At 71.8% G+C, this 26,283-nt stretch carries 22 protein-coding genes and 2 tRNA genes; 8 read left to right on the top strand and 16 right to left on the bottom strand.

Features of this window, described 5'->3' with window-relative positions:
* Positions 1–29 precede the first annotated feature (29 nt).
* The 7 genes from pcaD to ICC28_RS21690 are packed head-to-tail and all read right to left on the bottom strand — an operon-like array spanning position 30 to position 6,502.
* Positions 30–1,148: a 3-oxoadipate enol-lactonase gene (gene pcaD, locus ICC28_RS21720; RefSeq protein WP_188290326.1), complete on the bottom strand. Its 1,119-nt coding sequence runs from the start codon at positions 1,146–1,148 to the stop codon at positions 30–32.
* A complete protein-coding gene (gene pcaB, locus ICC28_RS21715; protein ID WP_188290325.1) occupies positions 1,145–2,476 on the bottom strand; it encodes a 3-carboxy-cis,cis-muconate cycloisomerase in 1,332 nt (443 codons plus the stop codon). The genes pcaD and pcaB overlap by 4 nt, the downstream gene beginning before the upstream one ends.
* Positions 2,473–3,078: a protocatechuate 3,4-dioxygenase subunit alpha gene (pcaG, locus tag ICC28_RS21710; protein ID WP_188290324.1), complete on the bottom strand. Its 606-nt coding sequence runs from the start codon at positions 3,076–3,078 to the stop codon at positions 2,473–2,475. The genes pcaB and pcaG overlap by 4 nt, the downstream gene beginning before the upstream one ends.
* 6 nt (positions 3,079–3,084) lie before the next feature.
* Positions 3,085–3,858 (bottom strand): protocatechuate 3,4-dioxygenase subunit beta, encoded by a 774-nt coding sequence (gene pcaH / locus ICC28_RS21705; protein WP_188290323.1) that lies wholly within the window; start codon positions 3,856–3,858, stop codon positions 3,085–3,087.
* 18 nt (positions 3,859–3,876) lie between these two features.
* Entirely contained in the window at positions 3,877–5,079 is a 1,203-nt protein-coding gene (locus tag ICC28_RS21700) for a thiolase family protein (protein ID WP_188290322.1), read from the bottom strand.
* Positions 5,076–5,720, bottom strand: a complete 645-nt coding sequence (locus ICC28_RS21695) for a CoA transferase subunit B (RefSeq protein WP_188290321.1) — start codon at positions 5,718–5,720, stop codon at positions 5,076–5,078. The genes ICC28_RS21700 and ICC28_RS21695 overlap by 4 nt, the downstream gene beginning before the upstream one ends.
* Positions 5,720–6,502 carry a CoA transferase subunit A gene (locus ICC28_RS21690; RefSeq protein ID WP_188290320.1) on the bottom strand — a complete coding sequence of 261 codons (783 nt, stop codon included), beginning with the start codon at positions 6,500–6,502 and terminating at the stop codon, positions 5,720–5,722. Before ICC28_RS21690 ends, ICC28_RS21695 begins: the two co-directional genes overlap by 1 nt.
* A 184-nt stretch (positions 6,503–6,686) precedes the next feature.
* Between ICC28_RS21690 and ICC28_RS21685 the strand changes: the two genes are divergently transcribed.
* Positions 6,687–7,151, top strand: a complete 465-nt coding sequence (locus ICC28_RS21685; protein ID WP_188290319.1) for a MarR family winged helix-turn-helix transcriptional regulator — start codon at positions 6,687–6,689, stop codon at positions 7,149–7,151.
* Positions 7,152–7,169: 18 nt separating this feature from the next.
* Here the strand turns inward: ICC28_RS21685 and ICC28_RS21680 are convergent, their stop codons facing one another.
* On the bottom strand, positions 7,170–8,159 hold the full coding sequence (locus tag ICC28_RS21680) for a DUF3048 domain-containing protein (RefSeq protein ID WP_188290318.1): 990 nt from the start codon (positions 8,157–8,159) through the stop codon (positions 7,170–7,172).
* Positions 8,160–8,325: 166 nt separating this feature from the next.
* Between ICC28_RS21680 and ICC28_RS21675 the strand changes: the two genes are divergently transcribed.
* Positions 8,326–9,516 (top strand): zinc-dependent alcohol dehydrogenase, encoded by a 1,191-nt coding sequence (locus ICC28_RS21675; protein WP_188290317.1) that lies wholly within the window; start codon positions 8,326–8,328, stop codon positions 9,514–9,516.
* Here ICC28_RS21675 and ICC28_RS21670 read toward each other — a convergent pair whose 3' ends face one another.
* A complete protein-coding gene (locus tag ICC28_RS21670) occupies positions 9,517–10,581 on the bottom strand; it encodes an ATP-dependent DNA ligase (RefSeq protein ID WP_188290316.1) in 1,065 nt (354 codons plus the stop codon).
* Between the two features lie 66 nt (positions 10,582–10,647).
* Between ICC28_RS21670 and ligD the strand changes: the two genes are divergently transcribed.
* Positions 10,648–11,673, top strand: a complete 1,026-nt coding sequence (gene ligD / locus ICC28_RS21665) for a non-homologous end-joining DNA ligase (RefSeq protein ID WP_188290315.1) — start codon at positions 10,648–10,650, stop codon at positions 11,671–11,673.
* Here ligD and ICC28_RS21660 read toward each other — a convergent pair.
* Both ICC28_RS21660 and ICC28_RS21655 read right to left on the bottom strand, forming a co-directional pair.
* A complete protein-coding gene (locus ICC28_RS21660; protein ID WP_188290314.1) occupies positions 11,660–13,852 on the bottom strand; it encodes an OmpL47-type beta-barrel domain-containing protein in 2,193 nt (730 codons plus the stop codon). The two genes, ligD and ICC28_RS21660, sit on opposite strands and share 14 nt — an antisense overlap.
* A complete protein-coding gene (locus tag ICC28_RS21655) occupies positions 13,849–16,320 on the bottom strand; it encodes a ThuA domain-containing protein (protein ID WP_188290313.1) in 2,472 nt (823 codons plus the stop codon). Before ICC28_RS21655 ends, ICC28_RS21660 begins: the two co-directional genes overlap by 4 nt.
* A gap of 189 nt (positions 16,321–16,509) precedes the next feature.
* On the opposite strand from ICC28_RS21655, the gene ICC28_RS21650 reads away from it, so the two are divergent.
* On the top strand, positions 16,510–17,499 hold the full coding sequence (locus ICC28_RS21650; protein ID WP_188290312.1) for a multicopper oxidase domain-containing protein: 990 nt from the start codon (positions 16,510–16,512) through the stop codon (positions 17,497–17,499).
* Between the two features lie 7 nt (positions 17,500–17,506).
* Here ICC28_RS21650 and ICC28_RS21645 read toward each other — a convergent pair whose 3' ends face one another.
* Positions 17,507–17,962: a hypothetical protein gene (locus ICC28_RS21645; protein ID WP_188290311.1), complete on the bottom strand. Its 456-nt coding sequence runs from the start codon at positions 17,960–17,962 to the stop codon at positions 17,507–17,509.
* A 580-nt stretch (positions 17,963–18,542) separates the two neighbouring features.
* Between ICC28_RS21645 and ICC28_RS21640 the strand changes: the two genes are divergently transcribed.
* Positions 18,543–18,788 (top strand): WhiB family transcriptional regulator, encoded by a 246-nt coding sequence (locus ICC28_RS21640; RefSeq protein WP_188290310.1) that lies wholly within the window; start codon positions 18,543–18,545, stop codon positions 18,786–18,788.
* A gap of 1 nt (position 18,789) precedes the next feature.
* On the opposite strand, the gene ICC28_RS21635 is transcribed toward ICC28_RS21640, so the two are convergent.
* Positions 18,790–21,261, bottom strand: a complete 2,472-nt coding sequence (locus ICC28_RS21635) for a hypothetical protein (protein WP_188290309.1) — start codon at positions 21,259–21,261, stop codon at positions 18,790–18,792.
* 97 nt (positions 21,262–21,358) lie between these two features.
* On the opposite strand from ICC28_RS21635, the gene ICC28_RS21630 reads away from it, so the two are divergent.
* From ICC28_RS21630 to ICC28_RS21620, 3 genes are all read left to right on the top strand, one after another.
* Positions 21,359–21,430 (top strand) — tRNA-Glu (locus tag ICC28_RS21630).
* 7 nt (positions 21,431–21,437) lie between these two features.
* Positions 21,438–21,509 (top strand) — tRNA-Ala (locus tag ICC28_RS21625).
* 27 nt (positions 21,510–21,536) lie between these two features.
* Positions 21,537–22,865, top strand: coding sequence for an SDR family NAD(P)-dependent oxidoreductase (locus tag ICC28_RS21620; RefSeq protein WP_188290308.1), 1,329 nt, complete (start codon positions 21,537–21,539; stop codon positions 22,863–22,865).
* 328 nt (positions 22,866–23,193) lie between these two features.
* Here ICC28_RS21620 and ICC28_RS21615 read toward each other — a convergent pair whose 3' ends face one another.
* The 3 genes from ICC28_RS21615 to ddaH form a co-directional block, all read right to left on the bottom strand.
* Positions 23,194–24,033 (bottom strand): hypothetical protein, encoded by an 840-nt coding sequence (locus ICC28_RS21615; protein WP_188290307.1) that lies wholly within the window; start codon positions 24,031–24,033, stop codon positions 23,194–23,196.
* Positions 24,034–24,226: 193 nt separating this feature from the next.
* Positions 24,227–25,204: an acyl-ACP desaturase gene (locus tag ICC28_RS21610; RefSeq protein WP_188290306.1), complete on the bottom strand. Its 978-nt coding sequence runs from the start codon at positions 25,202–25,204 to the stop codon at positions 24,227–24,229.
* Between the two features lie 215 nt (positions 25,205–25,419).
* Positions 25,420–26,196, bottom strand: coding sequence for a dimethylargininase (gene ddaH, locus ICC28_RS21605; protein ID WP_188290305.1), 777 nt, complete (start codon positions 26,194–26,196; stop codon positions 25,420–25,422).
* Positions 26,197–26,283 lie beyond the last annotated feature (87 nt).

Here is a 26,283-nt window from a genome sequence, read left to right as displayed (position 1 = left end):
CGCGAGGCCTGGGGCCACGACCGTCGGGGTCACCCTTCGTCTTCGGCCAGCGCGCGCTGCGCGGTCGCGAACGCCGCGTTCGCCGCCGGAACCCCGCAGTACACGGCCGTCTGCAGGAGTACCGCGCCGATCTCGTCCTCGGTCAGCCCGTTGCGCCGCGCCGCCCGCACATGCATGGCCAGCTCGTCGTGGTGCCCGTGCGCGACCAGCGCGGTCAGGGTGACCATGCTGCGCTCGCGGCGGGTGAGCGTCGGATCGGTCCAGATCTCGCCCCAGGCGTAACGGGAGATGAAGTCCTGGAACCGTGCCGTGAAGGGGGTCTGCCGGGACTGGGCCCGGTCCACGTGCGGATCGCCGAGCACCTCCCGGCGCACCCGCATACCGCGCGTGGCGCCGCCGTCGAAGTGCGCGCGCAGCGCGGTGAGCACCGCTTCCGGGCACTGGGCGGGCGCCAGGTGGGAGGCGCCCGGGATCTCCACCAGCGCGGCGCCCGGCACCGCGTCGGCGATCTCCCGCAGATGCGCCGGAGGCGTCGCCGGATCCTCCCGGCCCGCCACCAGCAGCGTGGGCGCGGAGATCTCCGCGAGCCGGTCGCGCAGGTCGAAGGCGGCCAGCGCGTCGCAGCAGGCCGCGTACGCGTCCGGATCGGCGTCGCGGTGGTCCCGCACCAGCTCCGGCACGGTGAACCCGGCCGTGAACCAACGGTCGTTCGCACCCCGCGCGAGCGCGGCCAGCCCCTCCCGCCTCACCAGCGCGGCCCGTTCCTCCCATGGCTTCGAACCGTTGAAGTGCGCCGAGGAACAGAGGACGGCCAACGACGAGATCCGCTCCGGATGATGCACGGCCAGATGCAGCCCGACCGCACCCCCCAGCGACACCCCCGCGTACGCGAACCGCTCCACCCCGAGCGAGTCGGCGAGCCCGAGCACCAGATCGGCGAGGTCGGCGACGGTGGCGCCGGGCCCGATCAGCCCGGCCGCGCTGCCGCCGTGCCCCGGCAGGTCCCAGCGCACCACCCGATGCGTGATCGACAACTCGGGCGCCACCTGGTCCCACAGGGCGTACGACGTCCCGAGCGACGGCCCGAGCAGCAGCGGGTCCGCCGACGCGGGCCCTTCGGTGCGGTGGTTGAGGAGGGTGTCGGTCAACGTCGCTCCAGGGCACGGTCGGTGAGGGCGGTGGCACTGCCGGTGTAGCGGGCGGGGTCGGTGAGGTCGGCGAGGTCCAGGTCCTTCAACTCGGGTTCCTCGGCCAGTAGTTCTGCGAGGGTGCGGTCCTCGGTGTGGGAGCGTCGGGCCAGTTCGGTGAGGAGGGTCTTGGCGCGGGCGCGGCCGAGGACCGGGGCGAGTTCGGCGGAGAGACGCTCGGAGACGATCAACCCGTGGGTGAGGTCGAGGTGTTCGCGCATGGCGGCGGCGTTCACCCGTAGCCCCTCGGTCAGTTCGGCGGCGTCCCGGGCGGCCCCGCCGGTGAGCCGGAGCAGCTCGCGCAGCGGCTCCCACTCGGCGTGCCAGGCGCCGGCCGGCCGCTCGTCCTCGGCGACCAGTGAGCCGTAGAGCGTGGCAGCGAGGTGGGGGGCCCGCCGGGCGGCGGCCGCGATCAGCGTGGACCGCACCGGGTTGGCCTTGTGCGGCATGGCCGAGGAACCGCCCCCGCTGTCCTCCGCGAGCTCGGCGATCTCGGTGCGGGAGAGCGTGAGCACGTCCGCCGCGATCCGGCCGAGCGCCCCGGCGGTGAAGGCGAGACATCCGGCGAGGTCGGCGATCGGGGTGCGCAGGGTGTGCCAGGGCAGCACCGGGATACCGAGCCCGGCCTCCCGGGCGTACGCCGCGACCAGCGCGGTCGCGTCCTCGGCGCCGTACACCGCGAAGGCGGCCAACGTCCCGGCAGCGCCCCCGAGTTGCACGGGCAGCGAGCCGCGTACGGCGGTGACGCGGTCCCGTGCGTCGAGCACCAGCGCACGCCAGCCCGCCGCCTTGAGCCCGAACGTCGTCGGCACGGCGTGCTGGGTGAGCGTGCGCCCGGGCAGGACGGTGGTGCGGTGCTCGGCGGCGAGCCGGGCCAGCGCCTCCGCGACGCGGGCGAGGTCGGCGAGGACGAGGCCCAGCGTGCGGTGCGCGACCAGCATCGCCGCGGTGTCCATGATGTCCTGGCTGGTCGCGCCCCGGTGGACGTACGGGCCGTACTCCGCGCCGACCGCCCCGGTCAGCTCGGCCACCAGGGGAATCACCGGGTTCCCGCCCGCCCGGGCGCGCTCCGCCAGGGACCGTACGTCGAACCGGCTCGCCTCGGCCGCCCGGGCCACCGCCGTCGCCGCCTCGGCCGGGGCCAGGCCCAGCGCGGACTGGGCGCGGGTCAGCGCGGCCTCGGCGTCCAGCAGCGCCTGCAGGAACGCGCCGTCACCGGTCGCGTCGGCGGCGGGGGAACCGGCCCACCCGGGGGAGAGCAGGCCGGTGTCCGTGTCGGGAGGATTCACTGGAACTCCAGGAAGACCGTCTCGCCCTCGCCCTGAAGGCGGATGTCGAAACCGTACGTCCCGTTGCCCTGGTCCGTAGCGATCAGCGTGTCGCGCCGGTCGGCCGGTACCCGGGAGAGCAGCGGGTCCGCGGCCAGCGCGGCCTCGTCGCCCGGCAGGTAGATCCGCGTGTACAGGTGCACGAGCAGCCCCCGCGCGAACAGGCACACACTGAGGTACGGCGCGCTGCGCCCCCGCGCCCCGGGCCGCAGCGTCCGCGCGGTCCAGTGGCCGTTCGCGTCGGTCTGGACGCGCCCCCAGCCGGTGAACTCCACGCCGTTGCGGCCCAGGAAGCCGCCGCTCGCGGGATCGCGGCGCATGGAGCCGTCGACCCGCGGCACCCGGCCGTCCGGGTCCGCACCCCACAGCTCCACGAACGCGTCCGGCAGCGGCTTGCCCTCGCCGTCGAGGACGTACCCCTGGAGCGCGATCGTGTCCGGGTGGCCGACGGGGGCGATGTCACCGCCGCCGGGGAAGGGCAGGGCGTGGCCGTAGAAGGGGCCGACCGTGTGCGACGGCGTGGGCAGCACGGTCTCCGGACGGCTGGTGTCGATCTTCGTCATGGCAGGTCAGCGTCCCTCTTCGATCCAGGTGGCGTGCGGGCCGTCGAGCACGATGTCCCAGTGGTAGCCCATCGAGAACTCCGGCACGGACAGACTGTGGTCGTACGTGGCGACCAGCCGCTGCCGGGCCGCGTCGTCCGTCACCGACTGGATGATCGGGTCGTACGGGAACAGCGGGTCGGCCGGGAAGTACATCTGGGTCACCAGCCGCTGCGTGAACGCCGTGCCGAAGACCGAGAAGTGGATGTGCGCCGGACGCCAGGCGTTGAGGTGCTGCCGCCAGGGGTAGGGGCCCGGCTGGACGGTGGTGAAGCGGTAGGTGCCCTCGTCGTCGGTCAGAGTGCGGCCCACGCCGGTGAAGTTCGGGTCCAGCGGGGCGTCGTGCTGCTCGCGCTGATGGGCGTAGCGGCCCGCCGAGTTGGCCTGCCAGATCTCCACGAGCTGACCGCGGACCGGGCGGCCGTCGCGGTCCAGCAGCCGCCCGGAGACGGTGATCCGCTCGCCGATCGGCTCGCCGGTGTGCTGCCGGGTGAGGTCGTTGTCCAGTTCGGTGACGTCCCGCTCGCCGAAGGCGGGGGAGTGCAGCTCCACCAGCTCCGGGTCCTGGGCGACGTCGATGGCGATGGGCGGCTGCTTGGGGTGGCGCAGGACGGAGGAGCGGTAGGGGGCGTAGTCGCGGCGCGGCTGGTGCTCGACCGGCGCGCCGTCGGCGATCCGCTTCTCGTACGCGGCGCGCTCGGCCGCGATCTCCTGGTCGATGTCGTGCTGGGTGAGAGTCATGGGGTTCCCCGGGGAGTCTTAGCGTTCGAGGACGAGGGCGAGGCCCTGGCCGACGCCGATGCAGAGGGCGGCGACGCCGACTCCGCTGCCCCGGCGGGCGAGTTGATGGGCGACGGTGCCGGCGAGCCGGGCGCCGGAGGCGCCGAGCGGATGGCCGAGGGCGATGGCGCCACCCTGGGGGTTGAGGACCGCCGGGTCGAACTCCGGCCATTCGGCGAGACAGCCGAGTACCTGGGCGGCGAAGGCCTCGTTCAGTTCGAGGACTGACAGGTCGTCAAAGCCCTTGCCCGCCTTGCCCAGAGCCCGGTTGACGGCCTCGACCGGGGCGAGTCCGAAGTAGTGCGGGTCGATCGCGGAGACCCCGGTGGCGGAGACCCGGGCGAGCGGCTCCCGGCCGGTGGCCTTCAGGCCCTCCTCGTCGACCAGCAGCAGGGCCGCGGCGCCGTCGTTGAGCGGGGAGGCGTTTCCCGCGGTGACCGTGCCGCCCTCGCGGCGGAAGGCCGGCGCGAGCTTGGCCATCGCCTCCGGGGAGGCGTCCGGGCGGACGCATTCGTCGGCGCCGAACACGACCGGGTCACCCGTGCGCCGCGGGATCGGCACGGGCGCCAACTCGGCTTCGAACAGCCCCTGTTCCTGTGCCGCGGCGGCCTTGCGGTGGCTGCCGAGCGCGTACGCGTCCTGCTGCTCGCGACTGATCCTGTGCTTGTCGGCGATCAGCTCGGCCGACTCGCCCAGCGGGACCGTCCACTGCGGGTCCATCCTCGGGTTGACCATGCGCCAGCCCAGGGTGGTCGAGAACAGCTCGGTGTGCGCGGCCGGGAACGGCCGGTCGGACTTGGGCAGCACGTACGGCGCCCGCGTCATGGACTCCACACCGCCCGCCACGGCGATGGAGGCGTCGCCGACCGCGATGGCGCGGGCCGCCTGGATCACCGCCTCCAGGCCGGAGGCGCACAGCCGGTTGACGGTCACGCCCGGCACGCCGGTGGGCAGCCCGGCCAGCAGCGCGGCCATGCGGGCGACGTTGCGGTTCTCCTCGCCGGCGCCGTTGGCGTTGCCGAAGTACACGTCCTCGATGCGGGCCGGGTCCAGGCCGGGCGTGCGGCCGAGCAGTTCGCGCAGGGCGTGGGCGGCCAGGTCGTCGGGCCGGACGCCGGCCAGGCCGCCGTTGTAGCGGCCGATCGGGGTACGGACCGCGTCGACGATGTAGACCGGGTTCACAGCAGGTCCTCCGCGAGGGTCAGCTTGGCCTCGGTCCGGGCGACGACGTCCTCCACGGCCACGCCGGGGGCGACCTCGGTCAACACCAGCCCGTCCGGCGTCACGTCGATCACCCCGAGATCGGTGATGACCCGGTTCACACACGCCCTGCCCGTGAGCGGCAGCGCGCACTCGGTGAGGATCTTCGGCGAGCCGTCCTTGGCGGTGTGCGTCATCACGACGATGACCGTGCGGGCGCCGTGGACCAGGTCCATCGCCCCGCCGATCCCGGTGATCATCTTGCCGGGGACGGCCCAGTTGGCCAGGTCTCCGCCCGCCGAGACCTGCATCGCGCCCAGCACGGCGACGTCGATGTGCCCGCCGCGGATCATCGAGAAGGACAGCGCGGAGTCGAAGAAGGAGGCGCCGGGCAGGACGGTGACGGTCTCCTTGCCCGCGTTGATCAGGTCCGGGTCGACGGCGTCCTCGGTCGGATAGGGGCCGGTGCCGAGGATGCCGTTCTCGGACTCCAGGACCACCTCGACGCCCGGTGGCAGGTGGTTGGGGATCAGGGTGGGCAGTCCGATGCCGAGATTGACGTACTGCCCGTCGCTCAGCTCGCGCGCCGCCCGCGCGGCCATCTCCTCGCGCGTCCACGCCATCAGCCGCTCACCGTCCCTCGTGCCCGGGGCGCGGAGACCGTGCGCCGCTCGATGCCCTTGTCGGCGGCCTGCTCGGGGGTGAGGGCCACCACCCGCTGCACGAAGATCCCCGGCAGGTGTACGGCGTCCGGGTCGATCCCGCCCGGCTCGACGAGTTCCTCCACCTCGGCGATCGTCACCCGCCCGGCCATGGCGGCCAGCGGGTTGAAGTTCCGGGCGGACTTGGCGAACACCAGGTTCCCGTGCCGGTCGCCCCGGGCCGCCCGGACCAGCGCGAAGTCGGTGCGGATGCCGTGCTCCAGCACGTACTCGGTGCCGTCGAACTCCCGCACCTCCTTCGCCGGCGAGGCCAGCGCGACGCCGCCGGAGCCGTCGTAGCGCCAGGGCAGTCCGCCCTCGGCGACCTGGGTGCCCACCCCGGCCGGCGTGTAGAAGGCGGGGATCCCGGCGCCGCCGGCCCGCAGCCGCTCGGCCAGCGTGCCCTGCGGAATCATCTCCACCTCCAGCTCGCCCCCGAGGTACTGGCGGGCGAACTCCTTGTTGGCGCCGATGTAGGAGCCGGTCACCCGCGCGATCCGCCCGGCCGACAGCAGCACCGCGAGACCCGACTCCATGGCGCCGCAGTTGTTGGAGACCACCGACAGGTCGCCCACGCCACGCTCGTACAGGGCCTGGATCAGTACGTTCGGCACACCGCTGAGCCCGAATCCGCCCACCGCCAGCGACGCGCCGTCCGGCACATCGGCCACCGCCTCCACGGCCGTGGCGACCACCTTGTCCATCCGCAAGCCCCATCTCTCCAATTACTCAGGGCACTGAGTATTTCAGCGAGGTCGTCCTCACGCTGCCACTCGCGTACCTGGTCGTCAAGAGGTTGTATCTGAGCTGCAGCGATGCGTTGCAGACAGGAGCGGGCGCCTGCGGGTATCGTTCAGTGCACCAACGAACACGACCTCGGGAGCGCACATGGCTGCGGTGGATCTGACCACCCATCCCGGGCACCTCGCCCGCAGGCTCCAGCAGGCGCACTACCTGCTGTGGAACACGATGGTCTCGGAGGAGATCACCTCGCCGCAGTTCGCCGTCCTCAACACCCTCGTCGCCGAGCCGGGGCTCGACCAGCGGACGGTGGGGGAGCGGGTGGGCCTGGACCGCTCCACCGTCGCCGAGGTGATCAGCCGGCTCGGCCGCCGCGGACTGCTGGACAAGGTCCGCGACCCGCAGGACGGCCGGCGCTCCCTGCTGCGGCCGACGCAGGACGGGCAGCGCGTCCACCGCAAGCTCACCGTGCGCACCGCCCGGATGAACCAGGTCTTCCTCGCTCCGCTCTCCGCCGCGGAGCAGACGGTGTTCTTCGACCTCATCCGGCGGGTCGCCGATGCGGCCGAGGGACTCCGCAACCCGGCCGAGCCCCTCGTCAGCCAGCCCTGACGCCCGGAGCGCCGCCTCTCAGGACGCCTTGGCGAACACCACCCACACCTGCCCCTTGGCGAAGTTGACCGGCGCGCCCGACGAGGTCGTGAACGTCGTGCCGCTCGTGGCCTTCGGGCGCGCCCAGTTGACGTCGTGGACCCGTCCGCCGCGCAGCACCTTCGCCTTCCCGGAGCCCACCGTCTCGGTGTAGGGCGTGTTGTTGCCGAGGGAGTCGTGGTAGGCGGACTTGCGCACCTTCACGTACTGCACGACGACCGTCGCGGGCGCCATGCGCCTCCCGTCGGTCGTCCTGCTCGGGGTGCCGTCCATCGAGACCAGCCAACGGGCCTTGCTCGCGGACCAGGTGAAGGTGAAGCGTGCCGCCGGGTACCTGACCGTGTGCGAGGTCTGCGGTGTGCCGCCGGAGGGAGCGGCGCCGTAGCGGAAGCCGGTCGTGAGGGTGGCGGCGCCCGGTGTTCCGGGCACCAGGCGGGCGGGGCGCAGATAGAGGTTGTGCGGTGCGGGCCTGCCGGTGCCGCGGTAGTAGGCGCCCGCGGCCTTCTCCGGCGTCCGGGCGTCCAGCGGGGCCTTGTTGATCAGCGGCATCAGCTTGCTCTGGGCGCCGGAGAAGGCCAGCGTCGGTTCCTCGAACTGGCGCAGCAGCTCCAGGTCGGACTCGCGCGCGCTGCGCACCGGCCCGACGACCTTGGGCAGCTTGGTCGCGTACACCGCCATCAGCCGGCTCAGCCCGCCCTCGACCTGCTCGACGTAGACGACGTCCGCGGAGTTGATGCCGGTCTGGGGTCTGGCCCGGCGGACGTTGTCGATCTTCACGGCGAGGACCGAGTCCTCGCTCGCCCGGCTCTCGGCGGGACTCTGCGCCGCGGTCCGGTCGGGTGCGCGCCCGTCGTCGAGCCGTCCGTCCGACGTGGTGCAGCCCGCCGCCAGTGCGGCCGTCAGTGCCGTGGCCAGCAGCGCCGCCGTCGTCGCGGCGCGTCGCCTGCGCCCCCTGTGTCCCGTGTCCACCGAAGCCACCCCGTTCTGTTGTCAATGATTGTGCGCTTATAAGTTCATTGCTGGCCATACCCGCTTGAATCTGATTGCTCGCGTGCAATACACCGATCGGCGCACGCGCGGTTCGCGCCGGACCCCTCGGGTACCCGGGGCCGGGACCCGACGGAGGGAGCCGACGGTGAAGGCTGTGACGTGGCAGGGCAAACGGGACGTCCGCGTGGAGAACGTGCCCGATCCGAGGATCCAGGAGCCGACCGACGCGGTGGTCCGCATCACCTCCACCGGCCTGTGCGGCTCCGACCTGCATCTCTACGAGGTGCTCACGCCGTTCATGACGCCCGGCGACATCCTCGGACACGAGCCGATGGGCATCGTCGAGGAGGTCGGCGCCGGGGTGCCGGACCTCAAGGCGGGCGACCGGGTGGTGGTGCCGTTCCAGATCGCCTGCGGCGACTGCTGGATGTGCCTGAACGGCCTGCCCACCCAGTGCGAGACCACCCAGGTGACGGGTGAGGGCATGGGCGCCGCCCTGTTCGGATACACTCGCCTGTACGGCGCCGTACCGGGCGGCCAGGCCGAGTACCTCCGGGTTCCGCAGGCACAGTTCGGGCCGATCAAGGTGCCCGAGGGGCCGCCCGACGACCGCTTCCTCTACCTCTCCGACGTCCTGCCCACCGCCTGGCAGGCGGTCGCCTACGCCGGCCTCCCCGAGGGCGGCAGCGTCGCCGTGCTCGGTCTCGGACCGATCGGCGACATGGCGTGCCGGATTGCCCGGGTGCGCGGCGCCGGCACGGTGTTCGGGGTGGACCTGGTCACCGAACGGCTGCGCCGGGCGCGCGCCCGGGGCGTGGAGACCTTCGACCTCCGGGACTTCGACAGCGAGAAGGAGCTGGTCACGGCGATCCGCGACCGCACCGACGGCCGCGGGCCCGACGCCGTGATCGACGCGGTCGGTACCGAGGCCCACGGCAGCGCGGCCGCCCGCCTCGCCCAGCAGGCCTCGGGCCTGCTCCCGCGGGCGCTCGGCAGCAGGCTCACCGAACGGTTCGGCGTGGACCGGCTCGCCGCCCTGTACACCGCCATCGACCTGGTCCGCCGCGGCGGCACGCTGTCGCTGGTCGGTATCTACGGCGGCATGGCCGACCCGCTGCCGCTGCTGACGATGTTCGACAAGCAGATCCAGATCCGGATGGGCCAGGCCAACGTGCGCCGCTGGACCGACGAGATCATGCCGTACCTGACGGACGAGGACACCCTCGGCGTGGACGACTTCGCCACCCACCGGGTGCCGCTGTCCGACGCGCCGCACGCGTACGAGATGTTCCAGCGCAAGCAGGACGGCGCGGTGAAGGTGCTGATGCGGCCCTGATCAGCCGCCGAGGATCGCGTCGAGGTCGTAGCGCACCGGTTCCTCCAGCTGGGCGTACGTACAGGTCTCCGGCGTCCGGTCCGGGCGCCAGCGGCGGAACCGGGCCGTGTGCCGGAACCGTGCGCCGTTCTCCATGTGGTCGTAGGCCACCTCGCACACCCGCTCCGGTCTGAGCGGCACCCAGGACAGGTCCTTCCTGCCCGACCAGCGGCTCGGCGCCCCCGGCAGCCGGGCCGTCTCGTGCGCCGCCTCCTCGGCCCACGCCGCCCAGGGATGCCCCGACACGTCGTCCATGCGCAGCGGCTCCAGCTCCTCGACCAGCTCGGCGCGGCGCTTCATGGCGAAGGCGGCGGACACGCCCACGTGCTGGAGGACGCCCTGACCGTCGTAGAGGCCGAGCAGCAGCGAACCGACGACGGGGCCGCTCTTGTGGAAGCGGTACCCGGCGACGACGACGTCCGCCGTGCGCTCGTGCTTGATCTTGTACATGGCCCGCTGGTCCTGGAGGTACGGCGAGGCGAGCGGCTTGGCGATCACACCGTCCAGGCCCGCTCCCTCGTACTGCTCGAACCACCGCCCGGCCACCGCCGGGTCGGTCGTGGCCGGCGCGAGGTGCACCGGCGCCGTGACGTCCGACAGGGCCCTGGCGAGCAGCGCCCGGCGGTCGGACAGCACCACGTCCAGCAGGGACTCGTCCGCCAGCGCCAGCAGGTCGAAGGCGACGAAGGAGGCCGGGGTGCGCTCGGCGAGCGTCCGCACCCGGGAGTCCGCCGGATGGATCCGCTCGGTCAGCGCGTCGAAGTCCAGCCGCCCGTCGCGCGCGATCACGATCTCCCCGTCCAGCACGCAGCGCTCGGGCACCCGTTGCTTCAGTGCCTCCACCAGCTCGGGAAAGTACCTGGTCAACGGCTTGCCGGTACGGCTGCCCAGCTCGACCTCGGCTCCGTCGCGGAACACGATCGCCCGGAACCCGTCCCACTTCGCCTCGTACTGCATGCCCGGCGGGATCCTCGCCACCGACTTGGCGAGCATCGGCTTCACGGGCGGCATCACCGGGAGATCCATGGTCCCGATTCTGCTCGCATATGTCAGGGGATGCCTGATATGTGAAGTGCGCCTACCGTGGCTCGCATGGGCGAAGCGGTGGAGCTGGAGGCGGGCGGGCGGAGCGTACGGCTGTCCAACCCGGACAAGATCTTCTTTCCGGAGCGCGGTTTCACCAAGCTCGACCTCGCCCGGTACTACATCGCGGTCGGCCCCGGCATCCTGCGCGCCCTGCGCGAGCGGCCCACCACCCTGGAGCGCTACCCGGACGGGGTCACCGGCGAGTGGTTCTTCCAGAAACGGGCCCCGAAGAACATGCCGGACTGGATCCCGACCGCCCACATCACCTTCCCCAGCGGCCGCAGCGCCGACGAGATGTGCCCCACCGAGGAGGCCGCCGTGCTGTGGGCCGCCCAGTACGGCACGCTCACCTTCCACCCCTGGCCGGTGCGCCGCGACGACGTCGACCGCCCCGACGAACTCCGCATCGACCTCGACCCGCAGCCCGGCACCGACTACGACGACGCGGTCCGCGCCGCCCACGAACTACGGGTGGTGCTGGAGGAGTTCGGCGGGCTGCGCGGCTGGCCCAAGACCTCCGGCGGGCGCGGGCTGCACGTCTTCGTGCCCATCGAACCGCGCTGGACCTTCACGCAGGTGCGCCGCGCGGCCATCGCGGTCGGGCGGGAGCTGGAGCGCCGGATGCCGGAGCGGGTGACCGTCAAGTGGTGGAAGGAGGAGCGCGGCGAGCGCATCTTCGTCGACTACAACCAGACCGCCCGCGACCGCACCATCGCCTCCGCCTACTCCGTACGGCCCCACCCGCACGCCCCCGTCTCCGCGCCCCTGCGCTGGGACGAGGTCGGCGTCGCGCACCCGAAGGACTTCGACCTCGCGACCATGCCCGCGCGCTTCGCCGAACTCGGCGACGTGCACGCGGACATGGACGAGCACCGCTTCTCGCTGGAGGCCCTGCTGGAGCTGGCCGCCAAGGACGAGCGCGACCACGCCCTCGGCGACCTGCCGTACCCGCCCGAGTACCCCAAGATGCCGGGGGAGCCCAAGCGGGTACAGCCGAGCCGGGCCCGCAAGGAGCCGCCTACAGCTCCCTGATCCGGATGTCCCGGTAGGAGATCACGTCGGTCGTGCCGTGCACCTGGAGCCCGAGGTAGCCGGAGGCGAACCGCCGCCCGTCCGTGCCCGGGTCGTCCGAGCGGGGCGGGACGAACTCCTGGCCGCCGGTGTTGTCGAACTCGTTGATCAGCACGCCGTTGCGGTAGACCGAGTAGTGCTGGTCCACCACCCGGATCTCGTAGTCGTTCCAGGTGCCCTTCTCGGTCACGCCCGCCCCGGCCAGGCCCACCCGGTCGAAGCCGTAGACCGAGCCCGTCTTGTACATGTCGCCGTCGGGCCGGTCGAACACCTGCACCTCGTGCCCGTACTTGATGGCGGCCCACTCCGGCCGTGGCTCCTCCGGGTGGTCGTGGACCCACGGGAAGCGCACGAACACACCGGAGTTGGCGTTGCCGGTGCCCGGCGCGTCGTCACGCCACTGCAGGCGCAGCGAGAAGTCGCCGTACTTGCGCTGCGGGAACCACAGCATGCCGAGCCCCGCCCTCGTGGTTCCGCTCGTGATCGAGCCGTCGGGATTCAGCGCGAACGAACCGCCGCCCACGTGCTGCCACTTGGCGAAGGACTCGGCCGTGCCGTCGAGGATCTTGCGGTAGCCCTCGGTCTGGCCCGGCCTGCCGATGTCCGACTGCCGGGCGGCCTTCTGGATCGCGCGGTGCTCGCGCCGGTCGACGACGCCTGCCTTCAGCAGCGCGTCCAGGACGGACGTCACGTGCTTGAGGAACAGCGCGTGGGACGTCCACTCCTTCTCGTCCTCGATCAACTCGTTGATCCGGCACCGGTTGTTGGTCACCCGGTTCGGTACGCCCGAGTCGACGGTGCCGACGATCACCGTCAGCCGTTCGTCGTACTCGGGACAGGGCGGCGCCGGCACCTGGCCCGCCACCACCGTGAAGCTCACGGTCCGGGCCTCGGAGGTGTTGCCCGCCCTGTCGGTCGCCCGGTACGCCACGGTGTGCGCGCCCGCGCGGTCCACGACCACGGGCGCGGTGTACGCGAGATAGGGCCCGCCGTCGAGCGAGTACTCGATGCCCGCGACCCCGCCCGCGTCGGTCGCGGTGACGGTGACCTTCGCGCTCGCCACGTACGCCCCGTCGGAGTTGCGGGTGCCCTCGACGGTCACGCCCGTCACGGGCGGCGTGGTGTCCTCCGGCGGCGCGGCGACGACCGTGAACTCCACGCTCTTCTCCGGCGCCACGTTCCCCGCCTTGTCGGTGGCCCGGTACCGCACGGTGTGCGTGCCGACCTGATGCACCATCACCGGCCCGGTGTACGGCTGCCAGGCGCCGCCGTCGAGGGCGTACTCGATCGTGTTCACCCCGGAGCCGGTGTCGGAGGCGGAGACCGTGACCGTCGCCATGTCGAGGTACGCGCCGTCGGCATCCCGCTCGCCGCTCACCGTTGCCGAGGTCTCCGGCGGAGTCGTGTCGTCCGTGGGCGGCGCCACGACCGTGAACGCGGCGCTCTTCTCGGCGGAGACGTTGCCCGCCTTGTCGAACGCCCGGTAGCGCACCTCGTGGTCGCCGACCTGGTCGACCACGACCGGCGTGGTGTACGGCTGCCAGGGTCCCGTGTCGCCGATCGCGTACTCGACGCCGTCGACCCCGGAGCCGCCCTCGTCGGTGGCGTGGATCGTCACGCTCGCCGAACCGACGTACTGGCCCTGCGCGTTCTGGGTGCCGCTGACATGGGCTGCGGCCTCGGGCGGGGTGGTGTCCTCGCCGGTGCCCTCGGTGACGACCAGGATGCCCTGCATCTGGCCGTGGCCGGGGATCGTGCAGGAGTAGAAGTAGCGGCCCGGGGTGAGCGTGACCTCGGCCGTGTACCGGCCGCCCTGGTCGTCGTTGGGGCTGGCCAGGATGTTGAGCTGGACGTCGCTGTTGAACTCCGGGTCACTGGTCGCGAACGTCAGCGTGTGCGGCATGCCCGTGGTGTTGCCGGTCGCCGCGCTGTTCTCGAAGACGATCGTCGCCGGACCGGCGACCGCGGTCGCGGGCGCCGAGGCGTACTTGGTGATGTCGTCGTCGGCCGTCCAGGTGAGCACCTGCGCGGCGGCGGCCCGCGGCTCCTCGGGCCGCGCGGTGGACGGCACCGACAGCACGCCGAGCACCAGCAGCACGGCAGCCAACAGGCCGGTCGAGACTCTTCGTTGCCGTGTCACCGCTCTCCCCTCGCCAACCGGTCGGCGGCCGGGGTCGGCCCGCCGCCCGTGTAAGTGACCCGCCACAGCGCCGACTTGGCGTCCGAGGTGAAGAAGCCCCGGCCGTAGTCGAGGACGTAGAGCGCCCCGTCCGGGCCGAACCTCCAGTCCATGAGGTTCTTGATGCCGTCGTTGCCGACCGGCACGATCTTCTTCAACGACTCCGAGTGCACCGGGAGTCCGCCGTCGCCGTGCGTCCTGGGGTCGGTGATGACGGCGTTGCGCGGCTGGGTGCCGTCGTAGAAGTCGCCGACGAACCACTTGCCGTCCCAGTACGCGGGCCACTTGGCCGTGCTGGTGCTCGTCTCGTCGTAGCGGTAGACCGGGCCGTTCATCGCGGCCTGGCCGCCGCCCTTGAGCCACGGCAGCAGGTAGGTCGACTCCTCCTGCCGGTAGGAGGGGATGCCGTTCGCGTCACGCGGGAAGTCCGGGGCGCCGCCCTGGGGCGAGTACCAGATGTTGTTGCCGGTGACCGGCGGCAGGTTGACCAGGCCGTCGTTGTTCGGCGACTCGTTCTTCGGGTGGTCGCAGTCGTACCAGCCCAGCGGCTTCGACGGGTCCGGCAGATTGCGGTCCCGGTAGGGCTGGTTGTTGCCCATGCAGTACGGCCAGCCCCGGTTGCCCGCCTTGGTGATCACGGCGAACGTGTCGTACTTGGCCGGCCCCCAGGTCGGCGAGGGCGCACCGGCGTCCGGGCCGACCCAGCCCGCGTAGAGGATGTCTGTCTGCCGGTCGACGAAGATACGGGCCGGATTCCTGACCCCCATCACATAGATCTCGCCGCGGGTCTTGCCACCGCCCTCGGCCGTCTCCCGGCCGGTGAACAGGTTGCCCTCGGGGAGGGTGTACGTGCCGTCCGGCTCGGGGTGGATGCGCAGGATCTTGCCGTTGAGGTTGTTGGTGTTGCCGGCGGTGCGGCGCGCGTCGGCGAAGGAGACGCCCTTGTAGTTCGGCTCGGGGTTGTTGCCCGAGTAACCGTCGCTGAACCGGCTGGAGTTGTTGTCACCGGTCGCGATGTACAGGTTGCCCTTGGAGTCCCAGGCCATCCCGCCGCCCGCGTGGCAGCAACTGTGGATCTGCACCGGCCACTTGAGCAGCACCTTCTCGCTCGCCAGGTCGAGCCGGTTGGTGGCGAGGTCCAGGGTGAAGCGGGAGACGCGCCGCTCGGCCGTGCGGGTGTCGCGGTCGATCCCCGCGTGCGGCGTGTAGTGCAGGTACACCCAGCCGTTCTGCTGGAAGCGGGGGTCGAGCTCGATGCCGAGCAGGCCCTCCTCGACCTTGACCAGCTCGTCGCCGCCGCCCTTGTTGCCGAACACCGTCAACGCGCCCGCCAGGGTGACCTGTTCGGTCCGCGGGTCGTAGACGTGGATCTCGCCCTTGCCCTTGCCGATGTCCGGGTCGCCCCAGTCGGTCACCACGGGCTGGGTGGAGTCGGCGCCGCCGCGGCCGATGTAGAGCACGCGCCCGTCGGGGGCGGTGACCAGGCCGTGCGGCTCGCCGATCTGGTCGTTCTGCCCCGGCTGGTTGGGCCGGGTGAGGCGCTCGGCCCGGTAGTTGCCGGTGATCGTGGCCTTGCAGTCGGCCCGGACCAGCCGGGTCGTCCACAGCAGGGCACCGCGCAGATGGGTGCGGAAGTCGGTCTCGTCGTACGCCGACACCGTGCCGCCCATCCCGGTGTAGAAGGAGCGCCCGCCGTCGTAGTCCCGGCACCAACTCACCGGATGGTCCCAGCCGTTGGCGCTCGCCCCCGGCTGGTAGGTCGACTCGCGGACGCGGGCGACGGTGTGCACGTCGCCCGACGGGTTCTTGCTCCAGTTGAGCCACCGGTCGGCCCGCTTCCACTGCACCGGCAGGTCCTTGGTGGCCGGGTGCCGCCGGTCACCGACCTCGACGGTGGCGCGCTGCACGGTCGTGGGCCCGGAGGCGGCGGGCCGTGCGCCGATCAGGCCGGTGAACCAGTCCGAGTACGGCTCCGCGCGGGCGGCGTCGTGCAGGCCGACGAAGCCGCCGCCCGCCTCCATGTAGGCCTCGAGGCCCGCCTCCTGCTCCGGGTCGAGGACGTCACCGCCGCCGGTCAGGAACACGATCGCGTTGTAGCGGCCGAGTCTCGTCCCGTTCGTGAACACCGCGGCGTCGTCCGTGGCCTCGACCCTGAAGCGCTGGTCGGCGGGACCGCTCAGACCGATCCGCTCGATCGCCTCGATTCCGGCGTTGACGACCGGCGACTCCTCGCCGGCCGCGGCGGACCCGTGGAAGATCAGCACCCGTACATTCGCTCCGCCCGGCGGCGACTTGACAGACATCGTTGTCGAGGACGGTTCCGGCAGGGCGCCGGCGGCGGGGCCCGACATCAGCCCGGCCAGGACGGCCCCGGCGGTCACACCGGCCGCACAGACCCGTCTTCTGGTACTCAACCCTCGTAAGTGCATGGGCGTCTCCTCGGTCACGGCAGCAGCGCCAAGGAAGCTAGACCTCTTTGCGCTGCACGCCAATACCTATGACCGCAATGGCACGAACTTTGTCCTGAGTGTGGAAAAACAGGGGCGTGCTCGGTACCGTCTCCCCGGTTCGTCACAGGTGCGTCTCCGCAAGTTCCGTATCAGGGTGGGGAGTTCCGCATGGACAGACGCGGGTTCAACCGTCGGGTGCTGCTGGGCGGCGCGGCCGTCGCGACATCGTTGTCCGTCGTGCCGGAGGCCGCGAGCGCCGGCGCACCGGCGAAGGCGGCCCCGGCCGGGGGCGAGGTGAGACACCTCAAGCTCTACGCCGAGAAGCTCGCCGGAGGGCAGATGGGCTACGGCTTCGAGAAGGGGAAGGCGACGATCCCCGGACCGCTCATCGAACTCAACGAGGGCGACACGCTGCACATCGAGTTCGAGAACACCATGGACGTCCCGGTCAGCCTGCACGTGCACGGCCTCGACTACGAAATCTCCAGCGACGGCACGAAGTTGAGCAGAAGCGACGTCGAGCCCGGCGGCACCCGCACCTACACCTGGCGCACCCATGTCCCCGGCCGCCGCAAGGACGGCACCTGGCGGGCGGGCAGCGCGGGCTACTGGCACTACCACGACCACGTCGTCGGCACGGAACACGGCACCGGCGGCCTCCGCAAGGGCCTGTACGGTCCGGTGATCGTCCGGCGCAAGGGAGACGTCCTCCCGGACGCGACCCACACGATCGTCTTCAACGACATGCTCATCAACAACAAACCCGCGCACTCCGGGCCCGACTTCGAGGCCACGGTGGGTGATCGCGTCGAGTTCGTGGTGATCACGCACGGCGAGTTCTACCACACCTTCCACATGCACGGTCACCGCTGGGCGGACAACCGCACCGGCATGCTCACCGGCCCCGACGACCCTTCCCAGGTCATCGACAACAAGATCGTCGGCCCTGCGGACTCCTTCGGCTTCCAGGTGATCGCGGGCGAGGGCGTCGGAGCGGGCGCGTGGATGTACCACTGCCATGTGCAGAGCCACTCCGACATGGGGATGGTGGGGCTGTTCCTGGTGAAGAAGACGGACGGGACGATTCCGGGCTACGAACCGCACGGACCGCACACCCGGCGCGAGTCCGGCGAGGCAGCCACGGAACACCGCCACTGAGGCCGGCCTACCGGACCCCGCCCGCCTCGGCCGCTCCGGTCGCCCTGCTCAGCATCTCGGCGACGCGGACGGCGGTCTTGTCTCCGGCCCGCTGTCTGATCAGACCCTCCTTGGCGGCGGCGCGCAGCCAGACCTCCGTGCTGTTCTGCTCGGCCCTCAGCACCCGCGCGGTCACCACCACGGGATTCAGGCCGCCGACGCCACCGCTCGCCACGACGCGGATCGTCCGCTCCTCCGTGGCGGGGCCGACCGGCACGCAGTCGACCGCCTGGCCCGCCTCCCCGAGCACATGGGCAACGCGTTCCACCGCCTCCTCGAACGGCAGCGGAACGAGCAGGTCGATCTCACGGACGTTCTTGCTCATCAGCTTGGCCACCATGCCGACCAGGCGACCGCTGCCCCCGGTCAGCGCGCCCAGGGCGGCAAGCTCTTCGGCCAGGATCCGATCCTCGCTCCGGTCCACGTGTCCCACTCTCCCGCCCCCGATGGCCGCCGCAGATCGTGGCGGGCCGTCCTCCCGGACAGGAGGATTCCACCGGTGATCTGCTCAGATGTCCAGTGGTGATCCACAGCGATATCCAGTGGTGATCGGCGGCGATGTCCCGTGGTGATCCACCGGTGTTCCGGCGAGATGACCGGCCGAGGGGCGTGCAGGCCTCCGGTTCCCGGCCGTCCGGGCGTGCTCCGACGGCGGCGGCCGGTGGGCGGTACGAGGATCGGCAGAGCAGGAGACGGAACCGCTCGGAGGAGCACGGCGGGAGCGCCCGGGTGCCCGCGGCGGACGTGCCGGGCGTCGGCCGGACGGCCAAGCCGACCGACCTCTACGGGGCACGCTTCGCGTGATCAGGAGCGCGCCGCGGGAGGGCTGACGGCCACGACGGCCGCGGGGGCCCGACACACCGCGCGCACATGCCTGCCGCGCGCCGCCGTGCATGCGGGCGTACGCCGGGGTCATCATCGTGCGGTCGCCGCCCGAGGCCCCGCCGCCGGGCGTTGATGCGGCGTTGATCGAACGTTTTTCGCTGCCGAGCACGCTTCAGGGCATGCACACCGACACACTCACCAGGCCCGACCTGGACTGGCAGGCGGAGGCGCTGTGCGCGCAGACGGGGGCGGACTTCTTCTTCCCCGAGCCGGGCAGCTCCGTACGGGAGGCGAAGCGGATCTGCGGCCTGTGCCCGATCCGCTCCGCCTGCCTGGAGTACGCGCTCGACAACGACGAACGGTTCGGCGTCTGGGGCGGCCTGTCGGAGAAGGAGCGTCTCGCGCTCAGGCGTACGTCACGCTGACTCAGGCGTACGTCACGCTGAACCGCCGCGTCCCGGCCGGCACCTGTACGTCCCGGCCCGCGACCGCGAGTTCACCACCGTCCGCGGACGCCGACCGCACCTCGCCGAAGGCACACGGATACACGAATCGCACCCCTTCCGGCGCCTGCGTGACCTCCACCTCCACCGTCCGCCCCGCCCGGTCGTGCGCGAGCCGGTAGCCGAACGGCGCCCCGAACAGGGTCGGTGCCGCCGCCACGGTCACCGGTTCGGCATCGGGCACCCAGTGCGGCCGTACGCCCGGTGCGATGTACAGGTGCGGGTCGCGGTCCTCGTCGGCCTCGAAGAAGAGGATGTCGCGGATCAGCAGCAGATACTCGGCCGCCGCCCAGCCGTGCGGGATGTCGCCCATGTACCAGCGCCCGTACGGCGCCTCACGGAAGTCGGAGGCCACCGGGTACGCGTGCTGCTCGTTCCAGGCGCCGAGCGCCGCCTTCCGCCCGGCGACGGCCGGGAAGCCCGCGGCGACGGTCCAGCCGAGCAGCGCGTCCATGCGCTCGGGGTTCCCGGCGAGCAGATACGCGTGCGCCAACTGCAGGGTCAAATACGGACCGTAGGCGCTCCAGGCCGCGTCGTGCCGGAAGCCGCCGGTCACGAAGTGCGCGTACATCGTGTCGAGTGTGAAGCGGGCCGCGGTGTCGATGTCGTCGCCCAGCTTGCTGCCCATGTGCAGACGCAGCGGATGGAAGTAGGCGGCCGTGCCGATCATCGTCGAGTCCAGCCGCCCCACGTCCGCGGGCCCGGTCGGAATGTACGTCTCCCAGGCGCCGCGCCTGCGCTGCTCCGCCAGCACCCAGCGGACCGAGTCACCGGTGGCCCGCTTCACGTCGTCGAAGATTCCCCAGAGTTCGGGGACCTCGGGCGCCCCGATCCGTTCGGCCAGCCGCGCCGCCTCGTACAGCCCGGCCAGCGCCCACAGGTCGTCCCAGTAGTGCGGCTTGTCGCGCTCGCCGAGGTGCTCGGCGCTCCAGCCGCTGTGCAGCAGGCCGTACCGGTCCCGGTTGTCGCGCAGCCAGCGGGCGGCGTCGCGCACGTACGGGACGTACAGCCTGGCGCCGAACGCCGAGTGCGGGCCGCCGGTGCGGTCGTAGCGGCCGATCGCCCACAGCGCCTGGCCGTTGCTGTCCCACTCGTGGTCGTCCTTCTCGTGAGGGCCGCCGTAGAAGCCGTACTCGGCGCACGGCCCGATACGGCCCGTGCCGTGGTTGAACCTCAGCGGGTAGTGGGTGCCCAACTGCCGTTCCGCCAGGGCCGCGTCGCCGACCAGTGAGCACGCCGTCGCCTCGACGGAGGAGTCACGGATCCAGAAGGAGTCGTACACGGTCGGACCGGGATGGATCTCGCCGTGGTCGGAGAGGATCAGCAACTGCGAGCGGGCCTGCCGGAACAGGTCCGTCAAGTGGCCGACGGGGCGCGGCAGTCCGGGCTGCACGCCCTGTTCGAGGAGCTTCGCCGTCCAGAAGTCCCGGTTCGCCGACTCCAGTTCGGCCGTCGACGGGCCGCGCAGTTCGGTGAGGTCGTCGCTGCCGCTGAAGAGGTCCACCGGGAGGCGTACGCCGATCTCGAAGACCTCGTCCTCCGCCACCCGGAACGGCCACCCGAACACCGCGCTGCACAGGCCCGCCACCTGGTCCTGCGCCTCCGGTGCCCTGTTGAGCTTGCCGCCCACGACGAGGTCGTGGAACGGGCTGCGGGTGAGGTAGGCGTCCGGGTCGAAGGAGAAGTCCGGGTTGCCGTAGACACCGAACTGCTCCGGGGCGCTGTCGAAGACCGGACCCCAGCCCGAGTTGGTCTCCACCCGCTGCTCGTCCGGCAGATAGCGCAGGAACGTCAGCCGCCGGTCGGTGATCCGGCGCCCGTTGCGGTCGTGCCGCTGGAAGCCGCTCGGTCCGGCCGGCAGGACCGCCGCGCACAGCAGGCCCTCGCGCGGCCGGCCCGTGGGGCTGCCCACGGTCACCCGGGTGACCGCCAGGTCCCGCTGCCTGGGGCCGATCGGGGCGGCGAACGTACGCTGGACGAACTCGACCTCCTCCGGCGTGCGGAACGTCGTCAGCACGACCGGCAGATGCGGTGCCTCCATCCGCTGCTCCACCTGCCCGTCGTCCGGGAGCTGGGGCAGCCGCAGGCCGCCCGTCGCCGGGTCGTACAGGAAGAAGCAGAGGCAGTACTTGTCGTAGACCGGCTCGATCTCGCCCGCCTGCCCGATCAGGGACTCCTGGCGGTGGTCCTTCACCCCGACCATGTGCCAGTAGCGGTACAGGGCGTTGGAGGCGAGGGCCGCCTCCTTCGATTCGTAGGTGCCGGAGTCGAAGTCGTCGCTCCAGCGCCGGAAGGCCTGCTGCGCCCACCAGGGCACGGGATACGGGACCCGGTCCCGCCCTGCCCAGCCGCGCCACATGACCTCGTAGAACATCCACTCATGGGTCTGGGCCATGGTGTGTCACCCCCTTCGGGCACCGTTGCACCGACGGGGCCGGTCGTAAATCCGTGCGACCGGCCGGGTGCGGTGCGGTTAGGATTCGGGGGCGGTCCCGGATGTGGAGCAGAGGCAGACTCGCCGCCTTCTCAGGGCGGATACGCCGGTTCGAATCCGGTCGTCCGGGCCGTGCGGGGCCGGTAGCACAATGGCAGGTGCACCTCTACGGCATGGAGGAGAAGCCGGTTCGATTCCGGCCCGGCCCACGGCACGGTACGAACGGGTGGGGACGGATGGGCGACGGCATCGACGCGGAGGAGCTGGCCGCCTTCCACCGCACGGTCGGCAGGCTGCGGGACCTGCCCGTCGACGACCCGGTCCGGCTGCGGGCCGAACAGGTCGCCGCCTCCTTCGCCCGGGACGGGCGGCTGCGGCGGCGCAAGGCGCGCGGCGCCGAGGCCTCGGCGGCCGACGCCGCCACCATGGCCGCGACGGCGACCGGCGCCCATGACCGCCGCGAGGACGCTCCGCTGGCCGTCCCCGGCAGCGGCGGCGCCTTCCGCAAGCCCCGCAGTTGCTATGTCTGCAAGTCCCCGTATCGACAGGTCGACGCCTTCTACCACCGGCTGTGCCCGCGCTGCGCCGCCGACAACACCGCCCGCCGAGCCCTGAGCACCGACCTGAGCGGGCGCCGGGCACTGCTCACCGGCGGCCGGGTGAAGATCGGCTTCCAACTGGCGCTGATGATGCTCCGCGACGGCGCCGAACTGCTCGTCACCAGCCGCTTCCCGCACGACACCGTGCGCCGCTTCCGGGCCGAGCCGGGCAGCGCCCAGTGGCTCGACCGGCTGACCGTCCTCGCCGTCGACCTGCGCGACCCGCGCCAGGTGCTCGGCCTGTGCGAGGAACTGCGGGCCGAGGGCGACCCGTTGGACATCCTCGTCAACAACGCCGCCCAGACCGTACGGCGGCCGCCCGAGTCCTATGCCCTGCTCGCCGCCGGCGAGTACGACGCGCTGCCCTCCGGGGCCCGGGAGGCACCAGGGTTCACGCCGATGCGGATGCTGGAGAGCGGGGCCGCTGCCCTGCCCGCCGCGCTGCGCGAGGCCGACGAGGCCGGACTGCTGCCCGACCCGTCCCCGGACAACTCCTGGTCGGCGCGGATCGGCGGGCTCGACCCGGCCGAGGTCCTGGAAACCCAGCTCGTCAACGCCCTCGCGCCGACGCTGCTGTGCGACCGGCTGCTGCCGCTGCTGCTCGCCTCGCCGCACTCGCGCCGGTACGTGGTCAACGTGACCGCGGTCGAAGGGCGGTTCGCCGTCCGCAACAAGATGGCCGGCCACCCGCACACCAACATGGCCAAGGCCGCCCTCAACATGCTCACCCGCACCAGCGCCGCCGAACTCGCCGACCAGGGCGTCCACATGTGCGCCGTCGACACCGGCTGGATCACCGACGAGAACCCGGCCCCGAAGAAGGCCCGCATGGCCGGGGCCGGATTCCGCACACCGCTGGACATCGTGGACGGGGCGGCGCGGGTGTACGACCCGATCGTGCGCGGCGAGGCCGGAGACCCCGTCTCCGGAGTGTTCCTGAAGGACTACCGGGAAGCGGAGTGGTGAGCGACGGGCAGGAGCACGCCGGTGTGTCGTACGCGGGCCGCGCCCTGCCGGTCCAGCGGCCCCGCACCGGCCGAACGGCTCCCGAGTAGCGGCACTTCGCCGCATTCCGGCTCCGGAGCCCGCCGCACCGGCCGCTGCGCTACGGCCCGGCCCGTGCCACAGGCCCTGCTTGCACGGGGTGAGCCGTCGTTCCTGGGGATCGGTGTGCGGGTCGTTGCGCTGTGGCCCGGCTCGTGCTCAGGCCCTGCTTGCACGGGGTGAGCTGCCGTCGGGCTGAGCTCGGCCGGAGGCCGGTTCGCATCCGGCCGCCGCGCCGCTTCATGGCCGGTCAGGCGGCGGCACCCGCTGTGATCAGCAACTCGGGTGCGGTGCCGGGGAATGTCTCCATCTGCTGTGCCAGTGCCGTCCAGGCCTCCTCGCGGTCGCCCAAGTGGTCGTGGACGAGGGGGCGCAGCGCGTCCTCGGCCTCGGGCAGGCGGGCCGGGAACAGGAGGTGCCCCATCGCCAGCACCTCCAGGACCTCGACGGCGGGGGCGTAGGACGTCGCGTACCGGGCCGGGCTTTCGAGCACGCCCGCCGTGCGCAGCCGGTGGGTGAACTTGGCGTGCGAGCCGAAGCCGGCGCGTACGGAGGGCGGGCAGTCCGGGCGGACGGACAGCGCCCAGCGCGCGTAGCCCGGCAGCGGCCGTTCGCCGTCCGCCTCGGCGACCGTGTGCCAGTCGGCGCGGGTGACGACCATCGACGCGGCAGCGCGGCCCTCGTTCATCGAGGTGACCGCGCGCAGGGCGCCGACGAGGCCGTGGCGGACGTAGCTCTCGGGCACCTCGGGCTCCTCGCCCGGGCGGAAACGGGCCGTGAGGAGGGACCCGGTGCGGCCGGGGCCGAACGGCACTCCGCGCGCGAGCGCGCGCCGCAGACCGGCGTCGATGTCGGCGTGGTGCCACACCAGGGCGTTGAGCTTCGGATCGTCGTTTTCCAGGATCCACAGCACCACCGAGGAGGGCAGTCGCCGTGCCCATGCCCACGCGCGCGTGAGCCGCCGCTCGGCCGCCGCACGGCTCTCGGGGCCGGGCAGGCCGGTCCGGGCCCGGACCCGGGCGGCGGCTTCCTCGCCGACCAGCCCGAGCAGGAATCCGACCGCCTGTTCCGATCTGCTGTGGTCACGCATGGCCCGCATGATGCCGCAGGCCCGCGATCCCGCCCAAGGGAATACCGGGAGCCGCCAGCCCCGCCCGGGGAAGGGCGGGGAACGCTCGGCCCTCGCCCGGGGACGGTCAGCCCCCGCCCGGGGACGGTCAGCCTCGCCGGGGGGGAAAGCGCAGGGAACGGTCAGCCCCCGCCCAAGGAACCGCAGGGAACCGTCAGCCCGCGGCCCGCGAGGCCATCCGTGCCTTGCGCGCCGCCAGCTTCTCGTCGAACTTCAGCGCCTCGGCGTCCAGCCCGCCCATGAACAGCCCGAGTTCCTCCTGTGCCTGCCGCCCCTCGGGGCCGAGCCCGTCGATCTCCATGACCTTCAGGAAGCGCAGCACGGGCTGGAGCACGTCGTCGTGGTGGATCCGCAGGTTGTAGACCTCGCCGATCGCCATCTGGGCGGCGGCACGCTCGAAGCCGGGGATGCCGTGGCCGGGCATGCGGAAGTTCACCACCACGTCGCGCACCGCCTGCATGGTCAGGTCGGGCGCCAGCTCGAAGGCGGCCTTCAGCAGGTTCCGGTAGAAGACCATGTGCAGGTTCTCGTCGGTCGCGATCCGCGACAGCATGCGGTCGCAGACCGGGTCGCCGCTCTGGTGGCCGGTGTTGCGGTGCGAGATACGGGTCGCGAGCTCCTGGAAGGCCACGTAGGCGACCGAGTGCAGCATCGAGTGGCGGTTGTCCGACTCGAAGCCCTCGCTCATGTGGGACATGCGGAAGGCTTCCAGCTTGTCCGGATCCACCGCGCGCGAGGTGAGCAGGTAGTCGCGCATCACGATGCCGTGCCGGCCCTCCTCGGCGGTCCAGCGGTGCACCCAGGTGCCCCAGGCACCGTCGCGGCCGAAGAGGGAGGCGATCTCGTGGTGGTAGCTGGGCAGGTTGTCCTCGGTGAGGAGGTTCACCACGAGGGCGATCCGGCCGATCTCGGTGACCTTGGACTGCTCCTTCTCCCAGGCCTCGCCGTCCTCGAACTGGCCGGGGAAGTTGCGGCCGTCGCTCCACGGCACGTACTCGTGCGGCATCCAGTCCTTGGCGATCTTCAGGTGCCGGTTGAGTTCCTTCTCGACCACTTCCTCCAGGGCGTAGAGCAGCCGGGCGTCGGTCCAGGCGGCGGACGGGCTGCCGAGGTGCGGAGAAGTGATCGTCACGGGAACTCCAGGGGGGACGTAACACGAGCGGAGGGGACCGGTTTGCGCAAGGCGAACCTACGGGATCGTAGGCTACGAATCCGTAGGTTACGAAGCCGTAGGTTAAGAATCATGTAAAGATTGCTGATCAGGTACCGTCGTGTCAGGTTTCGGGGCATGCCGAACGGCCCCGGAACCGCAGGTCCCGGGGCCGTTGGAGTGAGGGGATCACCCGGTCAGGCGTACAGCTCCCGCAGGCGCACCGAGAGGCATGTCACACATCCCTCCAGCTTCTCGAACTCGCTGATGTCCACCACGACCGGATCGTGACCGAGGTCGGCGAGCAGTTCGGCGGTCTTCGGCGCGCTCGCCGCGATCAGCAGCTTGTGGCCGCCGAGGAGCACCACATGGCCGCCGGCCTCCTCGGGCACGCTCAGGAAGCGCGGGAAGAGCGAGGGCCGGTCGACCTTCGGGATGTGGCCGATCACCGTACCGTCGGGCAGCGCCGTGACCGCGGACTTCAGGTGCAGCACCTTGCTCACCGGAACGGCGACGACGCGCGCGCCGAGCGGCTCGAACGCGGCGCGGACCTGCTGGACACCGGCCGCGTTGGTACGCCCGCCCCGGCCGACGTAGATCGTGTCGCCGACCTTCAGCACATCGCCGCCGTCCAGCGTGCCGGGCTCCCAGATCCAGTTCACCGAGCAGCCGAGCGCCGCGACGGCCTCCTCCACGCCGATCGTCTCGGCGCGCCGGGCCTCGGCGCCGGGGCGCGTGATCAGGGCGACGTTCTTGTACATGACGACCGTGTCCTCGACGAACACCGAGTCCGGGCAGTCGTCGGCCGGGTCCACCTCGATCGTCTCCCAGCCGTGCGTGCGCAACGCCTCGACGTACGCCTCCCACTGCTCCAGCGCGAGGTCGGCATCGACCTTCTCCCGCTCGATGTGCGTCACCAGGCCTTCGGCGAGGCGCGGGCTGGGGCGGCGGACGAGGGCCTTCTTGCTGGGCACGGGGATCTCCGAATCGGCGGCAGGGGTGTGGACGCCGTCATGCAGCGCCGGTCCGCCATCATGCAGGCCGGACCCGCCCGGACAAAA

This window comes from Streptomyces sp. TRM68416, from assembly GCF_014596915.1.
Classification (GTDB): domain Bacteria; phylum Actinomycetota; class Actinomycetes; order Streptomycetales; family Streptomycetaceae; genus Streptomyces.
Note: the sequence above shows the minus strand (reverse complement) of the source record. Positions and strands in the feature narration are given on the sequence as shown.

Bases quoted from the DNA above. Each gene is read 5' to 3' on its own strand.
- pcaG (WP_188290324.1), bottom strand. From the start codon at position 3,078: ATGACGAAGATCGACACCAGCCGTCCGGAGACCGTGCTGCCCACGCCG.
- pcaH (WP_188290323.1), bottom strand. From the start codon at position 3,858: ATGACTCTCACCCAGCACGACATCGACCAGGAGATCGCGGCCGAGCGC.
- ICC28_RS21695 (WP_188290321.1), bottom strand. From the start codon at position 5,720: ATGGCGTGGACGCGCGAGGAGATGGCCGCGCGGGCGGCGCGCGAGCTG.
- ICC28_RS21690 (WP_188290320.1), bottom strand. From the start codon at position 6,502: ATGGACAAGGTGGTCGCCACGGCCGTGGAGGCGGTGGCCGATGTGCCG.
- ICC28_RS21685 (WP_188290319.1), top strand. From the start codon at position 6,687: ATGGCTGCGGTGGATCTGACCACCCATCCCGGGCACCTCGCCCGCAGG.
- ICC28_RS21670 (WP_188290316.1), bottom strand. From the start codon at position 10,581: ATGGATCTCCCGGTGATGCCGCCCGTGAAGCCGATGCTCGCCAAGTCG.
- ligD (WP_188290315.1), top strand. From the start codon at position 10,648: ATGGGCGAAGCGGTGGAGCTGGAGGCGGGCGGGCGGAGCGTACGGCTG.
- ICC28_RS21655 (WP_188290313.1), bottom strand. From the start codon at position 16,320: ATGCACTTACGAGGGTTGAGTACCAGAAGACGGGTCTGTGCGGCCGGT.
- ICC28_RS21650 (WP_188290312.1), top strand. From the start codon at position 16,510: ATGGACAGACGCGGGTTCAACCGTCGGGTGCTGCTGGGCGGCGCGGCC.
- ICC28_RS21640 (WP_188290310.1), top strand. From the start codon at position 18,543: ATGCACACCGACACACTCACCAGGCCCGACCTGGACTGGCAGGCGGAG.
- ICC28_RS21635 (WP_188290309.1), bottom strand. From the start codon at position 21,261: ATGGCCCAGACCCATGAGTGGATGTTCTACGAGGTCATGTGGCGCGGC.
- ICC28_RS21620 (WP_188290308.1), top strand. From the start codon at position 21,537: ATGGGCGACGGCATCGACGCGGAGGAGCTGGCCGCCTTCCACCGCACG.
- ICC28_RS21615 (WP_188290307.1), bottom strand. From the start codon at position 24,033: ATGCGTGACCACAGCAGATCGGAACAGGCGGTCGGATTCCTGCTCGGG.